This window comes from Gardnerella vaginalis (assembly GCF_001546485.1).
Classification (GTDB): Bacteria; Actinomycetota; Actinomycetes; order Actinomycetales; family Bifidobacteriaceae; genus Bifidobacterium; species Bifidobacterium vaginale_D.
Genome location: NZ_KQ956867.1, coordinates 21,624 through 45,179 on the forward strand (window position 1 = coordinate 21,624; position 23,556 = coordinate 45,179).

Genomic DNA, 23,556 nt, shown 5'->3' on the forward strand with positions numbered 1-23,556 from the left:
GGGGGGGGGTGCTCACAGTTTAGCTTTACAAGCGGTGAAGAAGCGCGATAATCAACTTATTTTTGTTACATGTGCTGATGCTAATAATGTAATTCTTCAAGAATCTAAGCTTACAGTGTCGTTGGCTGGTGGATTAAAGATTCAAGAGCAGCATAGCAATAAAACTGATAATACTGATCATAATAATACGCAAGATAATCATGATTCGTATTCTTCAAGCAGTGATAATAATAATCAAAATGCAAGCTCTGAAAATAACAGTTCTCATGTGTCAGATAAGTCTCATAATAACGGCTCAGCTATAGATAAAGGAAACGAGACTCAATCTGCTCATAATAATGCAAACAATTCTAATAACAATTCAAATTCAAATATTCATGATGGTTCACATTCGTCTTCTCAAGTAGCAAAACGGAAACATTTTGTTAGCGTATTGTCAGCTACAGGTGTGGGTATGACGTGCATTGTGTTAGTTGCGGCAATAGCGGCTTCTGTAGGAATGAGTATGCGATTGAACGTCAATGGTGTGCATGCTAAGAAGGAGAAGTGAGAAGATGAAACGCAATACAATTTTTTGCAATATCATGCGTATGATTCACAATACTGCTTTTGTTTATAAAGCATTTGTGAGTTTGATAACATTTTCTATGATTGTTTGTATCGCTCCAGCAAATATTGCTTATGCTAATGATGCAAATGCTGACAGTGAAACGAATATTAATGTTGATGCCCGTGCCAGGGTTCCGTATCTTGAAGCATCGAATGAATCCAAAGATAGCAAGGATAATTCTATATCGACAGACAGTAATGCAACGCTTGGTTTACCTGGCGCGCATGGATACAGTAGTGCACTGGTTCGCGTGAGTGTATTCAATGCGAATAATGATACAACTGTGTATGTTGATGGTGCTCCTGCATTACAAGTAGCTGCAAAACACGATGCTTCACAAACAGTGTTAGCTCATGTTGCAGATGGTAAGCTTCATGTGTATGCTTCTCAAACAGTTCAGGCTCGTGTTGAAGTTGTTGCATTCTTACAATCAAAAACTGTTGCAGCAGCTAAGAATCAGAAGCCAGCTTATGTTCCTGGCGCAACTGTTTCTTTAGCGAAACCAGTAACTCGTATGGATACTAATCAGAAAGTATCCTGCACAAGTATGAGTTCATCTGCACATTGCAAAGTTGGATTACTTGGCTTAGGTAATATTCCTGGAGAGTATGTGCGAGCAGCATATGTGACTATGAAAGTTGCTATGAAAAATGCTGGAAATGTTAAGGTAGCTGGGCAAGAGATAGCTCTTCCACAAGGTGATTCTGTAGTTTCTACAATAGTTGTTCCAAGTTCTATAGATGGCTCAATTAGTGTTGAATCAGAAAATGCTGCTTCTGCTGAGTTGTATGTACGCGGATGGGTTGCAGGAGCTATGCCAAGTATGGCTCATGCTAACGTAACTGGAAGTTTTGTGCCGTCAATTGCTAAGAATTGGGTTGAATCAACAACAGAAAAAGATAAAACTTCTACTGTTGCTTTAGGTAAACAATCAAACGATAGTGCCTTTGAACTTGCCTTAGTTAGTGCTCATGCTTCTGGTAAACGTGCATTTGTTGAGTATGGTAAACCTGTTCAAGGCAGATCTACTGGTGCAGTAGTTGACGCGAAAGAAGGAGCACTACCTCAGCTTGATTTCGTGGACACTGACGCAACCAATGCGAAAGTATCTGCTCGAGGAAGTAACGTATCTTCTCAAGTTTTGATGCTCGGTAGCATTCTTGGCAGTAGGGTTCAAAACGATAAGGCTGAAACTGTTACTGTGAAATGGACTTCTCCTAAGGAAAATGCTTCTATTGATTTCTCTAAGGGTAAGAAGTTAACAATTTCTGGTACTGTTGACGCAGCTTCGTCAGTTGACTATGTGAATGTAACTGTTCATTCTTCTGATAATAAGACAGTTGATTTAGGTAATGCTGCTGTTTCTTACGATGCTCATGGCAAAGCAATATGGAGTATGGAGATTACCATACCGGTTGCTGGTAAGAATGCTATACACGTTAAAGCTGTATCTCGTACCAACAATAGTTTCGGTACTGCTCAGCGTGACGTGAATACTCAACTGCCGGATGCTAAGAAAACTATTATTAGTGACAAAGCTAAAGTTGTGATGCCTGACGAGTTGAGCAATGATATTACTGCTGTTAATCCTGATTCATTAGTGTTTAACAAGAAGCCTCAATACAAGGCTGGTGATATTTTAGCTTCCACTCCTGGAAAGAATGCTCCGAGGGGCTTCTTACGTAAGGTTGTTGGTGTAACACAGCAAGGTAATACTTGGGTTGTTGTTACTGAACCTGCAATGCTCACAGATGCTATTTATCAAGCGGATATTAGCGAAGATAGACCATTTTCTACTGCAAGGCAACTCACAGTTGATGATAGTAGCGCTCATATCGACAGTAACTATACTGAGCTGGTAAAAAAACCTGGCTCGATGATCTCTGTTAGCGATTCCACTAAACCAAGTAATCGTGATATTGATGTGGACAAGAATCCACTTGATAAAACCATTTCTGCTTCATGCTATGCTGGTTGGCAACACAAAGATGAAAAAACTCAATCAAAGGCTACTTGTAGCCAAAATGATGAGGAAGTGAAGAAAGCCATTATTGAAGCAGACATGGAAGCTAAACAGTCTGCTGGCGCTTCAGTGTTTGCTAAATATTCAGCTTCTTTTGGTTTGCATTTTGAATTGCATGTTCGTTTCTTGGGAAGAGTAGAAAAATTTGAAACCTACCTGTATTTCAAATCAAATACAAACGTTGATGCAAAAGCATGGGGTGCTATAAATAGGTCATTTAATAATGAGCTAGGTAAGTTAAATTCTGATTTTGTGATTACAGTAGGTTTTATTCCTATTACTGTAAATGTCGAAACAAAGTTAGGAATTAAAGGTAATTTCAATGCTAAAGTTAATGCCAGTACTAATCCACACTGGTCGCAGGATATAAAGTTAGGCGTTAGCTACGAGAATAACTCTTGGAATCTGATTAATGAATCAAATAATAAATTAGATAATGCTGCTAAACAAGCCTGTGGCAATAGTATCAAAGCAAATGGTTCTTTAGATACTGGAGTTGGCTTGTGGGTTAAACCGACATTGTACATCTTTGATTCTGCAGGCGTTGGTCTGGATGGATCAATTGATGCCATTTTGCATGGCGAATTTAAGACTAATGATTCAGGGGATGCGCATGCTGCTCAAGCGTGGATGAAACTATCCCTTAAGCCTGTCGTAGCTGCAAGTGTGCATTTGCGTATCACTCGTTATGGTCCAAATTTGCTTTCTAAAGAATTAGCTAGTTGGACGCATGAATATGAGTTATTCAACAATAAGGATAATCCGTGGACGATTGGTAATTGCTCTGCCGATACTGCATCTCAATCACAAAATGAGATTAGCGATGCAGTTCTTGCTCAAGCTGGTCGCGCTTATAAAGACGTGCTAGCTAATCTCAACGGCAAGTATAAATTCGGTGATGCAGATAAGTATTACTACTCTCTTTGGGATATTAATAATGATAAAATACCTGATTTAATTGTTACTGCTACAAAATCTGAAAAATCTATAGAGTCAAGTGATGGATATATTGAAGGTTACAGTCCAACATCAGCTCGAGTATTTTCATATGATGGGAAAAAATTAGTTACGCCTTCAACAATACTTAGTTATGGTTTTGCAACCATGATGTTTGACAAAAATCACAATGGTATTGTTTTCCTCGAAAATAAAGTACCAGATGGTGGTTATTCTGAGATCCATAACTGGTTGGAAGATCCTCATTTCCCATGGGGAAAAACAATATATAAACTGCAAAATAATGATTTTGTTAAAAAAACTTATCTTGTTGAATATCCTATCGACACAAATCTAACCAAGGGTAGTAATGAGTTAGGTAAAGTAACTGCACCAAATTATTTGGAATCTGATGATCTTAGTGAAATTAATAAGTTAATTAATATAACTAAGTTAACTTCTAAAGAACGTCAGCATGAAGCAGAAGTGCTGAAATGGCGAGAAAAGGGTTATCAAGTCTTCTCTGGAAGAATGTCTGATCGTAGTACATTTATGTTTGACAAACGCCTGCTCATTGTTACTAATTTTCATGGAACTGAATCTGGTTTTTCAGCTCCAGGAACTAGATTGACAAAAGGTCTGATCTTCTACAAAGATTATGTTGATAGGTATCTTTCAACTTATGTAAAAACTGGAAATAGATTTACTATAGCAATTAACGATTCCAGATACTGTTCTTGGGATGAAGATCTTGCTGAAACTCCAGCAGTTGATGATGAACTGCATATCGTTCCATGATATGTAAACATAGCAAATATTTGGTTATTTTAATAAAATAACCAAATATGCTTAAATGAAAACAAAATGCTCCATGAATGTCGAACTGCCTCTGCAGTTTTGCAATCATGGAGCATTTTTATTTACGAAGTATCGCAAAAATATAAAAATACTAAGAGAGAGTTTTATTCACGCACGAGCATAATGTGGTCAACGTTGTCGAGTGGAGAGACGCGGAACAGCACAAAACGATTGCCGATGACTTGCACAACTTCAGCGCCAAGCTTTTGAGCAAGTTCGTCAGCAGCTTCTTTGGCGCTTAATCCGGAACCATCTTGCACAGCGCACTTCATGAGCTCGTGATACTGCATGGTTTCGTCTGCTTGTTTCACAGCTGCATCAGTGATATCGTTTTTTCCCACATACAACAGTGGACTTAACGTATTAGCGAGCGCGCGCAGTTGCTTCGTCTGCTTTTTCGTCAATGCCATAAGGCGTCCTTTCAAATACCCAGTATAGGTAATCTTAAAAGTAGTACTTCAGGTACATCAGTGTTATATAAGTGCTTAACGGATTATACAGTATCTTGCGAACTGTTGCATGCGCTAATATAAATTTATTTATCGCGTATTTATCGCACATTTATCCCGTATTTATTGCGCGTGCTGCAAAAGTGTGAAATATTTTCAAAATTTTTATTATCAAGGTAGCATGTTGCACACAATAATCGCGCTTACAACACAAAGAGTAACTACTAGTAGCAGCACGTCTTTGATACGTATTTTCCATGAGTACAAGTGAGTTCTTTCAGCTCCAGGCGTGTAGCAGCGTGCATCTAATGCGAGCACAAGAGTGTCAGCATGGCGAATGACTCCTGCAAAACCTGGCACTATTAAAGCTGTTATAGCGTGTACTCGTTGTTTAAAAGAACCATCTCGAATGCTACTTCCGCGAGCGATTTGCGCTAGTGCCACAGAGTGCGCTTCTGCACTGAGTGTTGGTAAGAATCGTAGCGCTAGGCTCATAATAAGTGCTATTTCTTGCGTTGGTATTCCAATATGTCGAAGTGGTGATAGTAATCGTGTGCAAGATTCGCTCAGCGTTGTTTGACTCATTGTTAGTACTAGAATTGCTCCAATGATAATAACAAGCGAGAATCGTGTTGCAAAAAGTATTGCGTAATTAATTCCATCAGTTGTAATAGGAATAGTTGCAATATTTGCTAGTACTGTGCCGGTTCGCACTGTCAGAATGTTCAGTAGTCCGGAGAAAACAAATACTGCAATAATCATGTGCAGTGAAGCAATAAGCTTAACAAATGGTATTTTTGCAGCAACAGTTAGTGTAAATGTCGTAAAAGCAAGAATAGCTAGCTGTATGTAGTTAGTAATGCTAAAAGCACTTAGCATAAGAATAAAGCATGATAGCAGTGTTGCGCGTGGGTCAAAAGATTGAAGTAGTGAAGTTGTTTTTGCTTTTGTGGAACTTTCTTTCTTTATGCTATTTTCAGTATTTTCAGTATTGTTTGCTTTATTGTTTGCTTTTAATGTTACTAATCTTGCGCCTAAATCTTCTGCTTCTTGAAGATTATGCGTAATAAGTATAATGGTTACGCCTTGATTGTGTAGCATTTCAAGAATTTCTCGAATACGCAACGCAGCTTCAAAATCTAATCCGGCTGTTGGCTCATCCAGTACGAGCACGCGTGGCTTGTAAGCGAGAACGCCAGCTATTGCAACAAGACGCTGCTGACCTCCAGAAAGCGCAAAAGGTGATTTTTCAGCCAAGTTCTCAAGGTTCAGTAAGCGTAGGGTTTCATCCACGCGTTCTTTGAGAGCATTGCCTTTTAGCCCAAAATTTTTTGGTCCGTAAGCAACATCATTTCGTACTGTATCAGCAAAAAGCTGTTGTTCGGGGAGCTGCATAACGTAGCCAATTGTTTGATGTAGTTTTTGTCGTATTATTCTAGATGTTTTAGCTTTAACAGATATGCCATGCACTGTTATGTTTCCTGAATTGGCTTTTAATAATCCGCACATTGTTTTGGCAAGAGTTGATTTGCCGCAGCCGTTTTCGCCCATTATTGCAATTGTTTCTCCGCTTGTAACAGTGAGTGAATAATTATTAATAACAGCTGGCGAAGTTTTATCATATTGAACAGTTAGTCCGGAAATTTCTACAGCGATATCTGACTTATTTTCTTTGCATCTACTATCTGTTAAGTTTTTGTTCTTGCTCATGTTAGTTACATGATTATTTGCCAACTCAATATGAGAAAAGTAAGTTTTTAAACCATTCAAGCTTACTTCTTTGAGGATGCCATTTTTTAGTAAAAGTATGCGATTTGCGCGCTTGCATTCCTCAAAATTGTGTGTAATTTGAACGATAGTAGTGCCATTTTTGTGCAAATTATCGAATAATGCATCTACGTCTTTGCGTGCGAACGAGTCGAGCATAGAAGTAGGTTCGTCAAGAACAAGCAGTTTAGAATTCATCGCAATAGCACTTGCTAAGGCTACTCGTTGCTGCTGTCCGCCGCTCATAGTGCTAGGGTCATCGTAACGCTTATCTTCCATATGAACGGTTTTTAAAGCCTCGTTGATATGCTTATGCATTGTTTCTTGAGGGAATTGCAAATTTTCTAGTCCGAAGGCAACATCTTCTTCAGTAATTGTAGTAATAACCTGATCTTCAGGACTTTGGAAAAGTGCGCCAATATATTTTCGCGCGTTTTTGTAAGCATCAGCATAAGCAGTAGTATTTTCAAACACTTTTTCGCCGCACAATTCAACATAGCCGCTATCTGGAGCGACTAGTCCTGCAATAATTTTTGCCAATGTTGATTTACCAGAACCGTTTTTGCCAACAATCGCTACGCGTTCACCAGGGTGAATTGTAAGATTTAGTTGCTCAAGCGTCCAAGTTTTTCCATCATCGTAGCTAAAGCAAATATTTCGCAACACTACTTGTGCATTGTTTTCAATCATGTGCTTTTTAGCTTCGTTCGTACTGCTGCTTGTGCTGATATTATGCATAACTATGCTGCTTAGGATGATTAGTTATTTTTGTGTAGTAGGTTGGAAATTGGTTTGTAAATAAGCATAGTTACTGCTACGTGCAAAGCAAGTTTAATAATATTAAACGGCAGTAATGCTGGAAGAATAAGAGCCGCAACTTGCGAAACAGTCATATGGGCGTAAAGCGGTGTAATAACAAGGTTTCCTGCTATTGCGAGCGCAATTGCAACAATAGAGCCTGCCAAAAGTGCAATGATTGCGCCTTTTCTGGTGTGCATTTTCTTGTACACGATTGCTGCTGTAACGCTAGCTCCTAAAGAAACTAGTACTGCCATAACTGTGCCGAGTGGATTGGTAAACAAGTGCGGTGCAAAGCCGAGTATGCTTACGATTGCTGCAGCTGCAGGACCATACGCGAATCCTGCAACTAGGCACACGATTCCAGAAGGATCATATTTTAAATACGACAAGTCTGGAATAAGTGGAAATTCTATGAAGCTTACTGCCATTGAAAGTGCTACAAATAGCGCATATTTTGCGATTTTCTCACTAGACCAGCGTGCGTTTGAAGAGTTTATTTGGTGATTATTGGTATGAGAAATGCCCATGATGGGTCTCCGTTTCTTTCATCCGGACTGTAACCGTTGGCTTCGGAATTTAACCGAATCAGCAGCTTGTAAGCCGCTCGCGGGCTTCAAAAACGCATGAAACACGTATTTTGTTACCGCCAGTAAGGATTTTCACCTTCCCTGAAACTAACTATTCTTTTGTATCTCATGCTAAGAACATTGTTGCAATCATTGTGTGGCGAGGGTAGGTGCGAGAATACAAGTATGAGCAATATGGGAACAAAGAAAATTGTGCGCAGTAAAGCTAAGAGTATTGATAAGCTTGCTGTTGTTGTAGTTACGTATAAGCGTCAAGAACTTTTGGAGAATTTATTCCATTCTTTTGAATGTTTGAACGAGTGTCCTTGGCGAATTGTTGTTGTGGACAATGAGTGCAGCGATAAGACTCGCGAAATGGTTGCTCGTCTTGAAGCTTCTTTAACTAATCGTTGGGGAAATGCAGAAAAGGACGCTGAAGGCAATTGTTTTCACGTTGTTTACGCTCCTCAAACTGAAAATCTTGGTGGAGCCGGTGGTTTTAGTGCTGGTGTAAAGAAGGCTTACGAACTTGGAGCTAAGTGGTTCTGGGTTATGGATGATGATGTTGAAACAGTGCCTGAATCTATTGAGCGTCTTGCTCCTTGGACGAAGCGTCACGCTGTTATTCAAGGAAGCCGCTTAGATTATGATGGTGGTAATTTCTACTGGCAGTATGATTTTTTGGTTCCTCTTGGTATACCGAATCCTATTGCTCCAGCCGCTTTCGGAAGAGCTGGTTATCGTGTGATGAATACGATGTGCTTTGAGGGTGGTTTGATTCGTCGCGATATTGTTGAAAAAATCGGCTTCCCAGATTCTCGCTACTTTATTTACTGGGATGATACTACCTATGGGTATCTTGCTAGTAAAGTTACGAATCCTATTGTTATTCCTGATATTATTCTTCGTCGTACTCGCGATATTCCTAATTGGGATATCGCTGGAGTGCGTCAACTCAACTCAACATCAGATATGAACCGTTACCATATTATGCGAAATCGTGGGTTTATGGCTCGCTACTTTATGGTTCATGGTGATTTTCGCCCGTTGATGTTTGCGCTTGGAACTGCTTTAACAGCTGCTAAAGAGCTTATTCGTTTGGTTGCTGTTGACCGTGAGCATATTGTTTCTGGTATTACCAAATTATTCACCGGTTGGTTGGCTTCTCGTAAGATTTTGCACGACGGAACGTGGAAACCTATGCCGCCAATAGCATAGAAGCTACCAACATAGTAAGCGTGTCGCACTGAATATACGGTAGAATACTGTTGAATATCCTGTTACAGCACACATTCAGAGGGGAGTGTTAGTGAGATGATTGACACTGCACAAGCATTTGGCGTCGATATTGGTGGTTCTGGTATTAAAGCTGCTCCAGTGAATTTGGAAAAAGGCGAGTTTGCAGAACCTCGTTATAAGATTCTCACTCCTGCAGTTTCTACGCCTCAGGCGGTTGCGGATATTGTTCGTCAGCAGCTTGAACATTTTGAAGTTCCTGCAGATGTTCCTGTGGGAATTGCATTCCCAGCTCCGATTAAGCCGGGTAAGAAGCTTGATTTTATGGCTAATCTTGATCAGTCTTGGATTGGTGTTGACGTTACTGAAGTCTTTAGTGAGGCTTGCGGTCGTCCAGTAACAGTTGTTAACGATGCTGACGCTGCTGGTTTAGCTGAACAAAAGTTCGGTGCCGCTAAAGATAAGGATGGCTTAGTTATTGCTACAACGCTTGGAACCGGTATTGGTACAGCTTTGATTTACAACGGCGTGCTTATTCCAAACACTGAGCTTGGTCATATTCAGCTTGAAAAAGGTAAGGGCGATGCTGAAAAGTATGCTGCTTCTTCCGTTCGTGAAAAGCTTGATATGGGCTATAAGAAGTGGGCTAAGCGCTTAACAAAGTACTACGGTTTGATGGAAAAGTACTTTAACCCTGACTTGTTTGTTGTTGGTGGTGGTGTGAGTCGCGTAAGCGAAAAATTCCTTCCACATATTGATATTAAGACTCCTATTGTTGTCGCTTCTTTGCATAATGAGGCTGGTATTATTGGTGCAGCTTATTATGCAAGTCAAAAGCAGCAGCATTAAATAGTTATTGATAAGATTACTGGTAGAAGCTGGGTGTGTGGTTTATGCACTGCCCAGCTTTTGCTATGCCAAGTGTTAGGGTAGTTGCGTGCGATTTTCTTCCAGAGTAGATGTAAGCGAACCGAATCCTATTATTGTAGCTCAGCGTAAAGCTGTATCCCAGGGTATAAAACTCACTAAATTAAACGACTCTAATCCTACTGTTCACGCTCTTGCTCCTGAATGTTTATCTGGACGTTATACTGCCGATGCAAGAGGTCCTCAAGAAGCTAGGGAGCTTATTGCAGACTTTATTAACAAGCGCGACAATCGCACGAATACTTCTACTCCTTCAACATTGAATCCAGATCGTCTTTACGTGCTTTCTTCAACGTCTCAAGCTTACGCATGGCTTATGATGCTTCTTTGCGACGCAGGAGATGCTGTTATGGGACCGACTCCAGGCTACCCGCTTATTGAGTCGATTGCGCGCTTGCAATGCGTGAACGCAATACCGTATCCTTTGCATTACGACGGTTCTTGGACTATTGACGTGCCTCGCGTTCGAGAGTTATTAGAAGATGCGTCTTTGAGAATTAAAGCGCTCGTTCTTATTAATCCTAATAATCCTACAGGCTCCTATGTTAAGCAAGAAGAAAGAAAAGAATTATTGCAATTATGTCATGATAATGACGTTGCGATTATTGCTGACGAAGTGTTCTACGACTATTCGTTAGAGCCTTTTGAAACGAACGCTAGGTTTGCTGGAGAAGCTTCAACGCTTGTGTTTGCGTTGGATGGTTTTTCTAAAATGCTTGCTGCTCCTCACGCAAAAGTTGGTTGGATTGAAGTTTCAGGGCCGGAAGATGACGTTTATGAAGCTCAAAAAAGACTTGACGTTATAGCAGACGATTTTTTGCCAATTGGAACAACGGTTTCGCAGCACATTCCCGAGTTGCTGGCATACGCTTCTTCGCAGACTCAAAAGGTGCGAAATCGCGTGAATAACAATCTTGCAACTCTTCGTAAGACCTTAGCTTCTTGGCCGCATTGTTGTGTAACTGCTTTGCGCGCAGAAGGCGGTTGGAATATTTTGTTGCGTGTACCATCTTGCATTGACGATGATGTGTTAGCATTGCGTTTAATACAGGATTATCACTTAGTTTCGCAGCCAGGCTACTATTTTGATATGCCGGCAAACGGGTATCTTGCACTTTCGTTACTGCCGGAACCAACGCAGTTTATTGAAGGTTTGAAAGCACTTTTACAAACTGTCGATACTCTTCTTTGCGAAGAATGATTTGCAAAGAACGTTTCGTTAAAAAAGCGTAAGCCACGAACGAACTACATACCATAAGTCCGGGTTAAAGCGGAGCGTACTATCTTCGCGACCTGTAACGAACCAGCTGAGTGCTGCAATAATAATCGAAGCAAAAAGCAGCGTTACTATCAAAAAATGGATACTGTATGAAAGAGTTTTCTTCTGCCAAGAAGCATTTTTGCGAATTGAAATAGCATATTCTAAAAGTAATGTAACACCAACTACTGCAATAATGGCAAAAGACCAAGCAAAATCAGCAATATAGCGCCAACCAATGCCAGCTTTCAAACTATCGAATACGATAAGTACAACCCCAATTATGAATGCTATTATGCTGGCATGCCATGCAAGACGAACGTGGCAACGTTTATACATTATGCAGGCAGCAGCTACTGCAATGAGCGCTAGTGGTGATAACGTAAACATTCCGCCAATCATAGGTTCAGCATACTGCCATCTGTCAAAAGCAACAGGCTGAATACCAATCCAAGGAAAAGTTGGAATAAAACGCAAAGGTAGCGCAATATAGCTAAAAATAGATGGCAAAATATTTTGTAAAGGCAAACGCATAGTAGTCATATCGGTAATAGTGATCTGATATTCGTTGCCAAAGTTGAAGGGTGAGCCAAAACGGAGCAAATTGTATAATCCGAAAGGTATAGCAGTAATCATGCAAGGAAGTACCCAAGCTGCCGCATATTTCAAAAGGTTATGCCATGAATCAGATTGGCAGGAGTGTTGAAGAATACTGTTTATATTTTCTTTCACGCGCGAATAGATAACAGGAATTGCGAAAAGAACAGCTATAACAAATGTAGGACGACAACCTAAGTTCAGCGCAATAAAGAAAGAACCGAGCATAATATTTCGCAATAAATGTGTTTTATTCGTTCCAAAATAACACCATAAGCCAAGAGTTGTGAAGAAAAGTGAAGCAGCCATAGGAACTGAATAGAATGAGGTCCTAAACCACAAATACACAGTATTCGAGGTAATAAAGAATAATGCTAACGCAATTGATACGGTTCCTAAAGACACGTTTTGTGCAGTATGTTGAATGATGCGAAGAACAAGTAAAGAACCTGCAATAAGAAAACCAATAAGAAACACAAGCGTGGCAACTGTAGTTGGAAGCATTGTGCCACCGGGTATCCATAATCCAGTAATAAGTTTATACGGTAAAAACAGCAATACTGCTGGTAACACGCCAAAGTATGAATACCAGTGTCCCTGATAGTACGCGTAATCCCAGTACATGTGATGCACTGAATGATTAAGGAGATTGTTTCTAGCTGTTGGATCGTAAGGATTCGCTAATTGTGCTAATTCGTGAGGAACTGGCAGATTAAGATGAACTTTGCCACTGAGCAACGCATCAGCTGTGTGCGCGTATTGGTCAAAATCATAGGTGTAATTACCTGCAGTGTCGAAATGCATAGGAGTAGCATTACGCAAATTCCAAATAATTGTTACTATGCCAATAGTAACGAATGGTAGCCATGATAATGCAAGATAGCACCGTTGACGTAGGCTGTTAGTGTCAAGCTGAATATGCCATATTTTTGACCATGGATTCCACAGAGATAGTAGCAATGCGAAAATAACTAGTAGACTTACACGTCCCCAAGACCAGCTAAACGGTGCGCGGACGTTAGCACGAGCATCTTCAATATCAAGCACAGCGCCTACAGGATGTTGTAGCCATACGCGCACAATACAATGCTGATCAATTGCTTCATGAGGTAGCATCAGCAATGAAGCATCAAGTGCTCTAGGGTTTGTGCTTTGTGGCTTGCTCACATATTTATTAGCTTCAATACGCGTGTGAATATCATCTGTAATTTGCTGCTTTTTATAAAATTTGCTTTTAATATGCGACGGTTGAAGACGAATATAAGGCGAGCTTCCATCTGAAATTACTTCCAAATACGCTTCTGAGGGGTCAGTTATAAGTAAACCGCCGGAGTTTAAACGTCGAACACCACTACCAAGAGTATTGTGGACGGATGCGCTATCCGTGCTGCCAGTAATGCTATTCCAAAAGGGAAGATTACCAATTGAACATTCAAAAAGTATGACGAACGCAGCGATAAGCAATGGTATGCGCAAAAAATGCCATGCGCAAGGTAAGCCATGAGCGTGAGTTGTATTGCTCACGTAGGTATTAGCATCTTGTGATTGAGCATGCTGTGATTTCTTCGACAAATTTTGAGCCGTGGACGATGCAACCATCACATAACCATTCTATTGCAAAGCTTCGAGTAAACAGTGAACGAATACTTATTCTTCAGCAACCAAGTCAAGATACTCATCATTCCACAAGTCTTCATCACCATCAGGCATGAGTAGTACGCGCTCAGGCTGCAATGCTTCAACAGCACCCTCATCGTGAGTAACAAGCACAATTGCGCCCTCATATTTTGCAATAGCTTTAAGAATCTCATCGCGAGATGCCGGATCTAAGTTGTTTGTAGGCTCATCGAGAAGCAGTACGTTAGCTTGTGATGTAACAAGTGTTGCGAGCGCAAGACGAGTTTTTTCGCCGCCGGAAAGTACTCGTGCAGGCTTCATGGCGTCATCACCTGAAAATAGGAAGCTTCCAAGCATAGATCGTGCTTGAGTGTCATTTAAGTTTGGTGCAACATGCTGCAGATTTTCGAGTACCGTAGCGTCTAAGTCTAAAGTGTCGTGTTCCTGTGCAAAGTAGCCAATTTTGCAGCCGTGCCCATACTGCACTTCGCCAGTATCGGCTGTTTCTTCACCTGCTAAGATGCGTAAAGTTGTGGTTTTTCCGGCACCGTTATATCCCAAAATAACAACTCTGGAACCCTTGTCTATTGCAAGATTAATACCTGCAAAAACAATGTTAGAACCGTATGCTTTAGAAATATCTTTAGCCATAATTGGTGTGCGACCACATGGTGCTGGTTCTGGGAAGCGAATGTCGGCAACTTTTTCTTGTTTTTGAGCTTCGCTTGTTTCGCTCAGCAAACGTTCGGCTCTGCGCATCATGTTTTGTGCAGCAACAGCTTTTGTGGCTTTTGCGTGCAAGCGAATGCCTTGTTTCATAAGGCGTTCTGCTTTCTTTTCTGCAACTTCTCGTTCGCGGCGGCGGCGTTCCTCATCTACTACGCGTTGATGTAAGTATGCTTTCCAGCCCATTGAATACATGTCTATTTGTGCGAGTTGAGCATCTAAATGCCAAACCTTGTTTACTACTTCGTCAAGCAGTTCCGTTGAGTGGGAGATAACAAGGAATCCGCCTTCAAAGCGTTTCAGATAGTTGCGTAACCAAATAATCGAGTCTGCGTCCAAATGGTTCGTAGGTTCGTCGAGAATTAATGTGTCCGCGTCTGAAAACAGGATGCGTGCAAGCTCAATGCGTCTGCGTTGTCCGCCGGAAAGAGTGCCAAGAGCTTGTTGCATCACTTCTTGCGGTAATCCTAAGCTTGTTGCCATTGAGATTGCTTCGGATTGCACTGCGTAGCCGCCTGCTTTTTCAAAATCTTGCATAGCTTTGTCATAGCGGTTCATGGCTTTAGTCATCACGTCCGGATCGGGATCGGTCATCTCTTTTTCTGCTTTACGTATACGCGAAACAATAGAAGCAATGTCGCGAGCGCTCATAATGCGGTCGATGACGCTTTGTTCAGGGTCTGCTGCGTGAGTATCTTGTGGCAAATACCCCAAGCCACCACTTACTCTCACGGATCCGCCTGCTGGAAGCATATCTCCAGTAATAACGCGAGTAAGTGTCGTTTTGCCTGCGCCGTTTCTACCGACTAAACCGATTTTGTCTCCCTTTGTAACATGAAAATCGGTAGGGTTTAACAGCGTGCGCGCACCAATTTGAATGGTTAATGCTTGTGCGTCAATAGGCATAATGTATGTTCCGTTCCCCCGAAAAAGTAGGCTTCTTATCTATATGTACTAAGTAAAGTATTAGCCAAACTCACTATTATACCGTGTAGTAGTCACGAACGTTTATATGCGTAATCTTTCTGAGTTTTGTGTACTCGTATTCGTAAAGAGTATGCTGAAGCAAACTTTACTTTTTGAACGCTTGTTCTATGATTGCTATTTATCGAGTACGTGCATATTGGTTGGGAATATGCGGATGATTATGAGTGAGTGCGGAGGTTTTATGAGTAGGCAACTTTATACGCAATCTGACACATTGCAAGTATTACTTGATAAAGCGCCTTTGTGTGATAGTAATGGAACACTGATATCTGATTTATCTCATGTACCTACAGAATGGAAAATAACTATTCAAGGAGCGCGCGAGCATAATCTTAAGAACGTGAGTTTGTCGATTCCTAGAAACCGTATGGTTGTTTTTACGGGACTTTCTGGTTCAGGCAAATCTTCGCTTGCTTTTGATACGTTGTTTGCAGAAGGTCAAAGGCGTTATGTTGAGTCGCTTAGTGCGTATGCTCGCCAATTTTTAGGACGCATGGATAAGCCGGATGTAGATTTCATAGAAGGCTTAAGCCCAGCAGTCTCTATTGACCAAAAAACCACCAATCGTAACCCTCGATCTACTGTTGGAACCATTACTGAAATATACGATTATTTACGATTACTGTTCGCTAGAATTGGAGTTCCTCACTGCCCTGAATGTGGTGAGTTGGTAAGTGCACAAACTCCTCAACAGATGACTGATACTTTGCTAGCTATGCCCGAGCGTACCCGTTTACAAATTTTGGCACCTGTTGTGCGAGGACGCAAAGGAGAATTCAAAGATACGCTTGAACTATTGAGAGCAGACGGGTATGCGCGCGCAATTATTGACGGTCAAATGCATGAACTTTCTGAAGATATTACGCTTGAAAAACAGAAAAAACACACTATTGAAGTAGTAATCGATCGAATAGTTATAAAAGAAGGTATTCGAGTTCGTTTAACAGACTCAATAGAAACAGCATTACAACTTTCTCAAGGAGTGATGGTTGCAGATTTTGTTGACGAGCCAGAAAATTCTCCAAACAGGCGCCAATCATTTTCCGAACACAGGTCTTGCCCTCATAATCACAAGCTAGATCTTGAAGAAATTGAACCTAGAACATTCTCATTTAACGCGCCATACGGAGCGTGCGCAGAATGTTCTGGAATAGGCTACAAACTTGAAATTGATCCTGAACTTGTTATTCCCAACCCAGACAAATCGCTCGCACAAGGAGCTATTGAACCTTGGGCAATGAACAAAGCTGCAGGAATGTACTATCAGCATGTGCTTTCAGGGCTTGCTCAAGATATGGGATTCAGCATGAATACGCCTTGGAAAAATCTTCCAGAAGACGTACAGCATGCAATCATGTACGGACATGATTTTAGCGTAAAAGTCTCCTACAAAAACAGGTGGGGTAGGCAGCGCGAATACTCAACAGGCTTTGAAGGCGTAGTCAGAACGCTGATGCGCAAACATGACGAAACTGATTCAGAGCAAATGCGCCAATACTACGAATCATACATGCGCGAAGTTCCATGCCAAAAATGTCATGGAAAACGTTTACGTCCAGAAGTACTAGCAGTTACAGTAGCAGACACATCAATAGCTGAAGTTTGCGATATGCCAGTAGAACGTAGCCTAGCATGGGTTAACTCACTACAATTAGAAGGTTCCAAAGCACTTATCGCAGGAGAAGTGCTCAAAGAAATACGTGCGCGACTTGGCTTCTTAAACGACGTAGGATTAAGCTACTTAACCCTTTCAAGAGCTGCAAAAACCTTATCAGGAGGCGAAGCACAACGAATCCGCTTAGCTACACAAATAGGCTCAGGATTAGTTGGCGTTATGTACGTGCTAGACGAACCATCTATTGGATTGCACCAGCGAGATAACGAACGTCTTATCGAAACCTTGCATCACCTAAGAAACCTAGGAAATACGCTTATTGTTGTAGAACATGATGAAGAAACTATTCGTGAAGCAGATTGGCTAGTTGACATTGGTCCTGAAGCAGGAGAACATGGCGGAGAAGTAGTGTACTCTGGACCGTCAGCAAATATTGTGAAAGCACAACGCTCAATTACAGGCGACTACATTGCCAGAAGGCGAACAATAGAAGTACCAAAAAATCGTCGCTCAATAAACTCAGAGCAAATGTTACACATTATTGGCGCTCGCGAACATAATCTCAAAAATATAGACGTGAGTATACCGCTAGGAGTATTTACTTGCATTACAGGAGTATCGGGATCTGGAAAATCAACTCTTATTAACTCAATCCTATACCCAGTTCTCGCAGATAAACTCAACGGCGCTCGCATAGTTCCTGGAAAACACAAGTGTGTGGAAGGCTTGGAATATTGCGATAAAGTAGTTCACGTTGATCAAAATCCTATTGGTCGAACCCCGCGTTCTAATCCTGCAACGTACACGGGTGTGTGGGATAAAATTCGTACACTGTTTGCTCAAACTCCTGAAGCAAAAGTTAGAGGCTACGGTCCTGGAAGATTCTCATTCAATGTTAAGGGAGGCAGATGTGAAGCATGCCATGGTGATGGCACGCTAAAAATTGAGATGAATTTCCTGCCGGACGTGTATGTAGAATGCGAAGTTTGTCACGGAAAACGCTACAATCGTGAAACCTTGGAAGTCACCTATAATGGAAAGTCAGTTTCTGACGTTCTTGACATGCCAATTTCAGAAGCTGCAGTATTTTTCAAAGCATACCCGTCTATTGCGCGATATTTGGATACTTTGGTTCAAGTTGGATTAGGTTATATTCGTTTAGGTCAAAGCGCTCCTACGCTTTCTGGTGGAGAGTCTCAGCGTGTAAAACTTGCTACAGAATTGCAGAGAAGATCAACCGGCAAAACAGTGTATATTCTTGACGAGCCGACTACTGGCTTGCATTTTGAGGATGTTAGAAAGTTGCTGAATGTTTTACAATCGTTGGTAGATAAAGGCAATAGCGTTATTGTTATTGAGCATAATCTCGATGTTGTAAAGTCTGCTGATTGGATTATTGATTTGGGACCTGAAGGTGGAGATTCTGGCGGAACAGTTGTTGCGGAAGGAAGTCCGGAAACTGTTTCACTATGTGAGGCAAGTTGGACTGGCAAATTCCTTAAGCCAATACTAAATGCTTAAAAAAAATTAGTATTAAGAAATTTCTGAACATAAAAAATATAGCGTTAAACTCTATGAATATTGCGCAAATATTATTCAATAAAAGGTTTATAACAAGATATTCATCAAAGGGTATTTACGAAAGGGTGTTTACGAAAGGAGGTGAAAATGCAGGATAATAACTCTCGTGAAAATTCATATCAATTAGCTAGTAGACATGAACAAAATCGAATACAAACTCCTCAAAAATGGCACAAAACAAAAGTTATGGAAGATAAACAATTGTTGGAAGATTCAGAAGTTGACAGCAAAAAAGTAAATGCTTTTGGAGCACCATTATTGGGGGATAGTCGCGACTTATTTCGCCCAGCTTCTCAAGATATTCCGGCGCAACCTGGTGTATACAAGTGGCGTGATGGCGAAGGGAGAGTTATTTACGTTGGAAAAGCAAAAAATTTGCGCAACCGCTTAGCAAATTATTTTCAGCCTCTTTACCAATTGCACCCTCGCACGCAATCAATGGTGCTCGCCGCTAGAAGTTTAGAATGGACTGTTGTCGCAACGGAGTTTGAAGCACTTACTCTTGAATATACGTGGATCAAAGCATTTGACCCACGTTTTAACGTTGTTTTTCGAGACGATAAAACGTATCCGTATGTTGCAGCATCGGTAGGTGAAACTTTCCCTAGAGTATGGATTACTCGAAATCGCGGAGCACGAAATACGCAATATTTTGGACCATATGCGCAAGTGCGACCATTGCGTCACAGCTTAGATTCTTTACTCAAAACATTCCCGGTGAGAACATGTTCAGCAGCTGTTTTTCAGAAAGCTCATAGAACAGGACGCCCCTGCTTACTTGCATCAATTGGTAAATGTTCAGCCCCGTGCATTGGCAATATTAATCCTACTGAGCATCGTGATTTAGTTAAACATGTAGTAGGAGTGCTTACTGGCAGTATAGGATCATCGTATATTACTCAAATTATGCGTGATATGAAGCAAGCAAGTGATGATTTAGAGTTTGAGCGTGCAGCTAAATTGCGTGATGAGATTGCAGTTTTGCGTACTGTTTTGCAGCAGAATGCAGTAGTTTTTGACGAAGATGTAGAAGCTGACGTATTTGGTTTTTGCACAGATGAGCTTGAAGCGTCAATTCATGTGTTTTTTGTGCGCGCAGGCATGATTCGTGGCGAGCGTAATTGGTCAGTAGAACGCAATGAGCAGGTTCATGACGGTGAACTCATGGCTGATTTAATCACTCATGTCTATGCAGAATATGAGCAGCAATCCTCTTTATCGTTGCAGCGTGACTCTCTTCATATTACGCAAGTTCGAGATGCTGTTGGCAGCACGCAGCAATCCACTGCAACGGATGTTAATTTACGAGCGCAAGCTACTAAAACTCGCCGTGAACGTCAAGAGATTACAGGTCGTGAAGATTTACTTGCTCCAATTGCTCCAGTTCCGCGCGAAATTATAGTACCAGTTGCAATTCCTGAAGATCGTCAGCAAGAACTTGAATTGTGGCTTAGTGCTATACGTGGTTCTCAAGTGAATATTCGAGTGGCTGAGCGAGGTGAAAAGCGTGCTCTTATGGAACGAGCAAACGATAACGCTTCGCAAGCGTTAACACGCATAAAATCAAGCCGAATTAATAGCATAGCCATGCGAACTGAAGCTATGAATGAAATCGCAAAAGCTCTTGGTATGAAAGAAGCGCCTTTGCGCATTGAATGTTACGATATTTCAAACACTGTAGATGGCAGTTATCAGGTTGCTTCTATGGTTGTGTTTGAAGATGGGATTGCTTGCCCTAGTGAATATCGTCATTTTGTTATTCGTGGTAAGAATGGTGTTGGTAAACTTGATGATTTAAGTGCCGTGTATGAAACTATATCTCGAAGATTTACGCATGTTGATGTGAAGGTTGGAACCGGGGGTGGGTATCAGCATTTTGCTTATAAGCCTCAACTCATTATTATCGATGGTGGAAAAGAGCAAGCCAAATCTGCTAGGCGAGCGATGTTAGATGCTGGTATGAGCAATATTACTGTTTGTGGATTAGCTAAGAAACTTGAAGAAGTGTGGCTTCCTGACGAAGATTATCCAATTATTTTGAAGCGTAGTTCAGAAGGGTTATATTTGTTGCAGCGAGCAAGAGATGAGTCTCATCGTTTTGCTATTACTTATCATCGTAAGCGTCGCAGAAAAGGTGCATTGTACTCAACTTTTGACACTATTCCTGGAATTGGTACAGTATATCGCAAACGGTTGCTTGCTGTTTTTGGATCTTTAAAAGCAGTGAGAAAAGCTTCAATAGATGAATTGCAAAAAGTTCCTGGTATTGGTGAAAGTAAAGCGCAAACTATTTATCGCTTCTTACACGAGCATGAAGATGCTACAGATAAATCTGAGCTATGAATAATCTGTTTTAGCAATGTGCAGTTTATCAATTCGTGCGATGAAAATCTTGAAATATGAAAAGAAGTGTTATTGAGAAGGTTGTTTTGAAATTTTGATCGAACTCCTTCTTACGTTCTTATAATTATGCAATATCGGTAGTGCAAAATTAAGCCGCAAGAAGGAGTTTCTGTATGTAGTTGTAATCTGTTGCCGAACATATGTACACAAAATACTTATTTTTCTATTTCTAAAATTACGTGTTTTAATTACGTGCTTGTTTTCTTTTGTAATATGCTGGCTAACCTAAGTCTGCATATGTGCAAATCCATTTGTTGTACCGTAGTTCCAAGGCTAATGAAACCCAATATTGTGTTTGTCCTGCAATAATATGCACAACTCCTTCAAAATGAGTCGGACTTACTAGCATGCCGTTAAATAACACTGGAACCGCAGGAAACTTTCGTATTGCTGAACGAGATTCTGTATCATGTTGATCGCTAAAGTACTCATCCATTAGTTTCCACATATTGGACAGTTTATTCATGCATTTCGGAGTGAGCAATTTAGACATTGCTGGAGAAATAGGTCTACCGCGAGAAATATCTGCAGCAATACACGCGATTTGGCAAGTTTTCAACGCCAAATTAATAAATGCTTCCTCATCGCGATTATCGAAATAGCACATGCCAACGTGATATTCTAAATAGCCGCGCGAAAAACCAATACGCAATTTTCCTTCATGAACAGGCAAATAATGTTTGATAGTAGTAATGCGTGGTATGCGTTCGCGCTTGTCGTGACTATTGTGCATCGACTCATCGGTATGCTCATCGTCGTCATCCTGGTTTTCCATGCTGTACGCATCAACAAAATCAATTTTCATATTCTTCTCCTATCCTTTCTCTTGGTAAAAATTGTTACTATTGAGCGCCTGCTGAACTTGTATTTTGTACATGCAGCAAGTTTAGATAAAAGCTTACAAGGTAATTTTTGCTGAACTGAGGAATTAACAAAAATGTGGATAAATTACAAAATATTTATTCAATGCTTTGAAAATAAACGGGTTTGAGTGTGTTGAATTATACACATTACTGTTTGCAGGGAGTATCAAAATGCTATAAACAAGCACTAATCATATCTATTATACAGTTAGTATTTTGTAAAAACCTGAGAAGTTCTGTAAATTTCGCATAAAATCTTGTTTTTCTTGCAATTATGCTACAAGAAATAATATGACATCGTTGAGCGCGACACTTCGTCAGTATAAGGCACTAGCCTAAGAAGTATGTCTCAGGAAATTGAAATTGGTTTGGGCAAAAAAGCCCGAGTTGCATATTCGCTCGACGATATTGCTATCCTTCCTTCGCGCCGTTCGCGTGATCCGCAAGCTGTATCTACTGCATGGCAAGTAGATGCCTACACGTTTGATATTCCAATCCTTGCTGCTCCAATGGATTCAGTAACAAGTCCAGATACAGCAATTGCAATCGGTCAAATGGGTGGTCTTGGAGTTCTCGATTTGGAGGGCTTATGGACTCGCTACGAGAATCCAGAGCCGTTGTTGAAGGAAATATCTGAGCTTCCATCTGATATTGCAACTCGTCGTATTCAGGAAATCTATGCTGAACCAATTAAGCCGGAATTAATCGTAAAACGATTGCACACTATTCGTGACGCTGGTGTTACTGTTGCTGGAGCTCTTTCTCCGCAACGAACGCAGGAATTTTATAACACTGTTCTTGAAGCTGGCGTTGACTTATTTGTTATTCGTGGAACTGCTGTGTCTGCAGAACATGTTTCTCAAGATCATGATCCTCTTGATTTAAAGAAATTTATTTATGATCTTGATGTGCCAGTTATTGTTGGCGGTTGCGCTGATTACACTTCTGCTTTGCATTTAATGCGCACCGGTGCTGCAGGTATTCTTGTTGGATTCGGCGGTGGTGCTGTGTCTGCAACTATGAATACTTTGGGTGTACAGGCTCCTATGGCTACTGCAATTGCTGATGTTGCTGAAGCTCGCCGAGATTATATGGATGAGTCCGGTGGTCGTTACGTGCAGATTATTGCGGACGGTGGAATGGGTAATTCTGGCAACTTTATTAAGGCGCTTGCTATGGGTGCGGATGCTGTTATGCTCAGCACTCCTTTGGCTCGTGCTACTGAAGCTCCAGGTCGTGGCACTCATTGGGGTGCTGAAGCTCGTCATGCAACACTGCCACGCGGTATGCGTACTCATGTTGGCACAGTTGCTCCTTTAGAAAACATTCTTTTTGGACCAAGTCACGAAGCTGACGGTACTACAAACTTTGTTGGTGCGCTGCGCCGTACCATGGCATCTACTGGCTATGTAGATGTAAAAAGTTTCCAACGTTGTAGCGTTGTATTCAATCCGTTCCATCAGGATGTGCGCTAATAACGTGTAAATAAAAATATGTATTTGTAATAATTTGCAATAATACAATTTACGGCTTAGTGGTAATTCGCTAAGCCGTTCTTTTTAAGAAAGAGGTACTATGAAAATTTTCAGTACTGGTGCATAATATGACGAAACTTTTTTGTGTATACCATTCTGTACGCCATTGTGTATCCCAAGTGCCAAATAGTATACATGCGTGAATTAAGTTCCAACTTTTTCATTTCTTATTATTTTGTTTGTAAATAACAATATTAAGTA

General features: G+C 40.9%; 13 protein-coding genes, 1 pseudogene and 1 riboswitch. Of the genes and pseudogenes, 8 read left to right on the top strand and 6 right to left on the bottom strand.

Annotation, left to right across the window (positions count from 1 at the left end; all coding sequences use genetic code 11):
* A pseudogene (locus HMPREF3208_RS04270) lies at window positions 1-550 on the top strand (hypothetical protein); the annotation flags it as partial.
* A 4-nt stretch (window positions 551-554) separates the two neighbouring features.
* Window positions 555-4,367, top strand: a complete 3,813-nt coding sequence (locus HMPREF3208_RS04275) for a hypothetical protein (RefSeq protein WP_064347389.1) — start codon at window positions 555-557, stop codon at window positions 4,365-4,367.
* A gap of 164 nt (window positions 4,368-4,531) precedes the next feature.
* Here the strand turns inward: HMPREF3208_RS04275 and HMPREF3208_RS04280 are convergent, their stop codons facing one another.
* The 3 genes from HMPREF3208_RS04280 to HMPREF3208_RS04290 form a co-directional block, all read right to left on the bottom strand.
* Window positions 4,532-4,837: a YhbY family RNA-binding protein gene (locus HMPREF3208_RS04280; protein WP_064347391.1), complete on the bottom strand. Its 306-nt coding sequence runs from the start codon at window positions 4,835-4,837 to the stop codon at window positions 4,532-4,534.
* 210 nt (window positions 4,838-5,047) lie between these two features.
* Window positions 5,048-7,381 carry an energy-coupling factor transporter ATPase gene (locus tag HMPREF3208_RS04285; RefSeq protein WP_064347393.1) on the bottom strand — a complete coding sequence of 778 codons (2,334 nt, stop codon included), beginning with the start codon at window positions 7,379-7,381 and terminating at the stop codon, window positions 5,048-5,050.
* Between the two features lie 20 nt (window positions 7,382-7,401).
* Window positions 7,402-7,971, bottom strand: a complete 570-nt coding sequence (locus tag HMPREF3208_RS04290; RefSeq protein WP_064347394.1) for an ECF transporter S component — start codon at window positions 7,969-7,971, stop codon at window positions 7,402-7,404.
* Between the two features lie 6 nt (window positions 7,972-7,977).
* Window positions 7,978-8,124: riboswitch (FMN riboswitch) on the bottom strand.
* A 72-nt stretch (window positions 8,125-8,196) separates the two neighbouring features.
* Here HMPREF3208_RS04290 and HMPREF3208_RS04295 point away from each other — a divergent pair.
* From HMPREF3208_RS04295 to HMPREF3208_RS04305, 3 genes are all read left to right on the top strand, one after another.
* Entirely contained in the window at window positions 8,197-9,228 is a 1,032-nt protein-coding gene (locus tag HMPREF3208_RS04295; RefSeq protein WP_081091179.1) for a glycosyltransferase family 2 protein, read from the top strand.
* Between the two features lie 96 nt (window positions 9,229-9,324).
* A complete protein-coding gene (gene ppgK / locus HMPREF3208_RS04300; protein ID WP_016636647.1) occupies window positions 9,325-10,095 on the top strand; it encodes a polyphosphate--glucose phosphotransferase in 771 nt (256 codons plus the stop codon).
* A gap of 88 nt (window positions 10,096-10,183) precedes the next feature.
* The gene (locus tag HMPREF3208_RS04305) at window positions 10,184-11,374 is read left to right on the top strand and encodes a pyridoxal phosphate-dependent aminotransferase (RefSeq protein WP_064347400.1); all 1,191 of its coding nucleotides are present in this window, start codon (window positions 10,184-10,186) and stop codon (window positions 11,372-11,374) included.
* Between the two features lie 18 nt (window positions 11,375-11,392).
* On the opposite strand, the gene HMPREF3208_RS04310 is transcribed toward HMPREF3208_RS04305, so the two are convergent.
* Window positions 11,393-13,627: a beta-carotene 15,15'-monooxygenase gene (locus HMPREF3208_RS04310; protein WP_081091180.1), complete on the bottom strand. Its 2,235-nt coding sequence runs from the start codon at window positions 13,625-13,627 to the stop codon at window positions 11,393-11,395.
* 48 nt (window positions 13,628-13,675) lie between these two features.
* Window positions 13,676-15,277 carry an ABC-F family ATP-binding cassette domain-containing protein gene (locus HMPREF3208_RS04315; protein WP_064347402.1) on the bottom strand — a complete coding sequence of 534 codons (1,602 nt, stop codon included), beginning with the start codon at window positions 15,275-15,277 and terminating at the stop codon, window positions 13,676-13,678.
* A 262-nt stretch (window positions 15,278-15,539) separates the two neighbouring features.
* On the opposite strand from HMPREF3208_RS04315, the gene uvrA reads away from it, so the two are divergent.
* Window positions 15,540-18,494, top strand: coding sequence for an excinuclease ABC subunit UvrA (gene uvrA / locus HMPREF3208_RS04320; protein ID WP_196227882.1), 2,955 nt, complete (start codon window positions 15,540-15,542; stop codon window positions 18,492-18,494).
* Window positions 18,495-18,641: 147 nt separating this feature from the next.
* Complete coding sequence (gene uvrC / locus HMPREF3208_RS04325) at window positions 18,642-20,897, top strand: excinuclease ABC subunit UvrC (RefSeq protein WP_016636642.1); 2,256 nt, start codon at window positions 18,642-18,644, stop codon at window positions 20,895-20,897.
* Window positions 20,898-21,177: 280 nt separating this feature from the next.
* Here uvrC and HMPREF3208_RS04330 read toward each other — a convergent pair whose 3' ends face one another.
* On the bottom strand, window positions 21,178-21,762 hold the full coding sequence (locus tag HMPREF3208_RS04330; protein ID WP_016636641.1) for a hypothetical protein: 585 nt from the start codon (window positions 21,760-21,762) through the stop codon (window positions 21,178-21,180).
* Window positions 21,763-22,164: 402 nt separating this feature from the next.
* Between HMPREF3208_RS04330 and HMPREF3208_RS04335 the strand changes: the two genes are divergently transcribed.
* The gene (locus HMPREF3208_RS04335) at window positions 22,165-23,295 is read left to right on the top strand and encodes a GuaB3 family IMP dehydrogenase-related protein (RefSeq protein WP_016636640.1); all 1,131 of its coding nucleotides are present in this window, start codon (window positions 22,165-22,167) and stop codon (window positions 23,293-23,295) included.
* The last annotated feature ends 261 nt before the right edge of the window (window positions 23,296-23,556 follow it).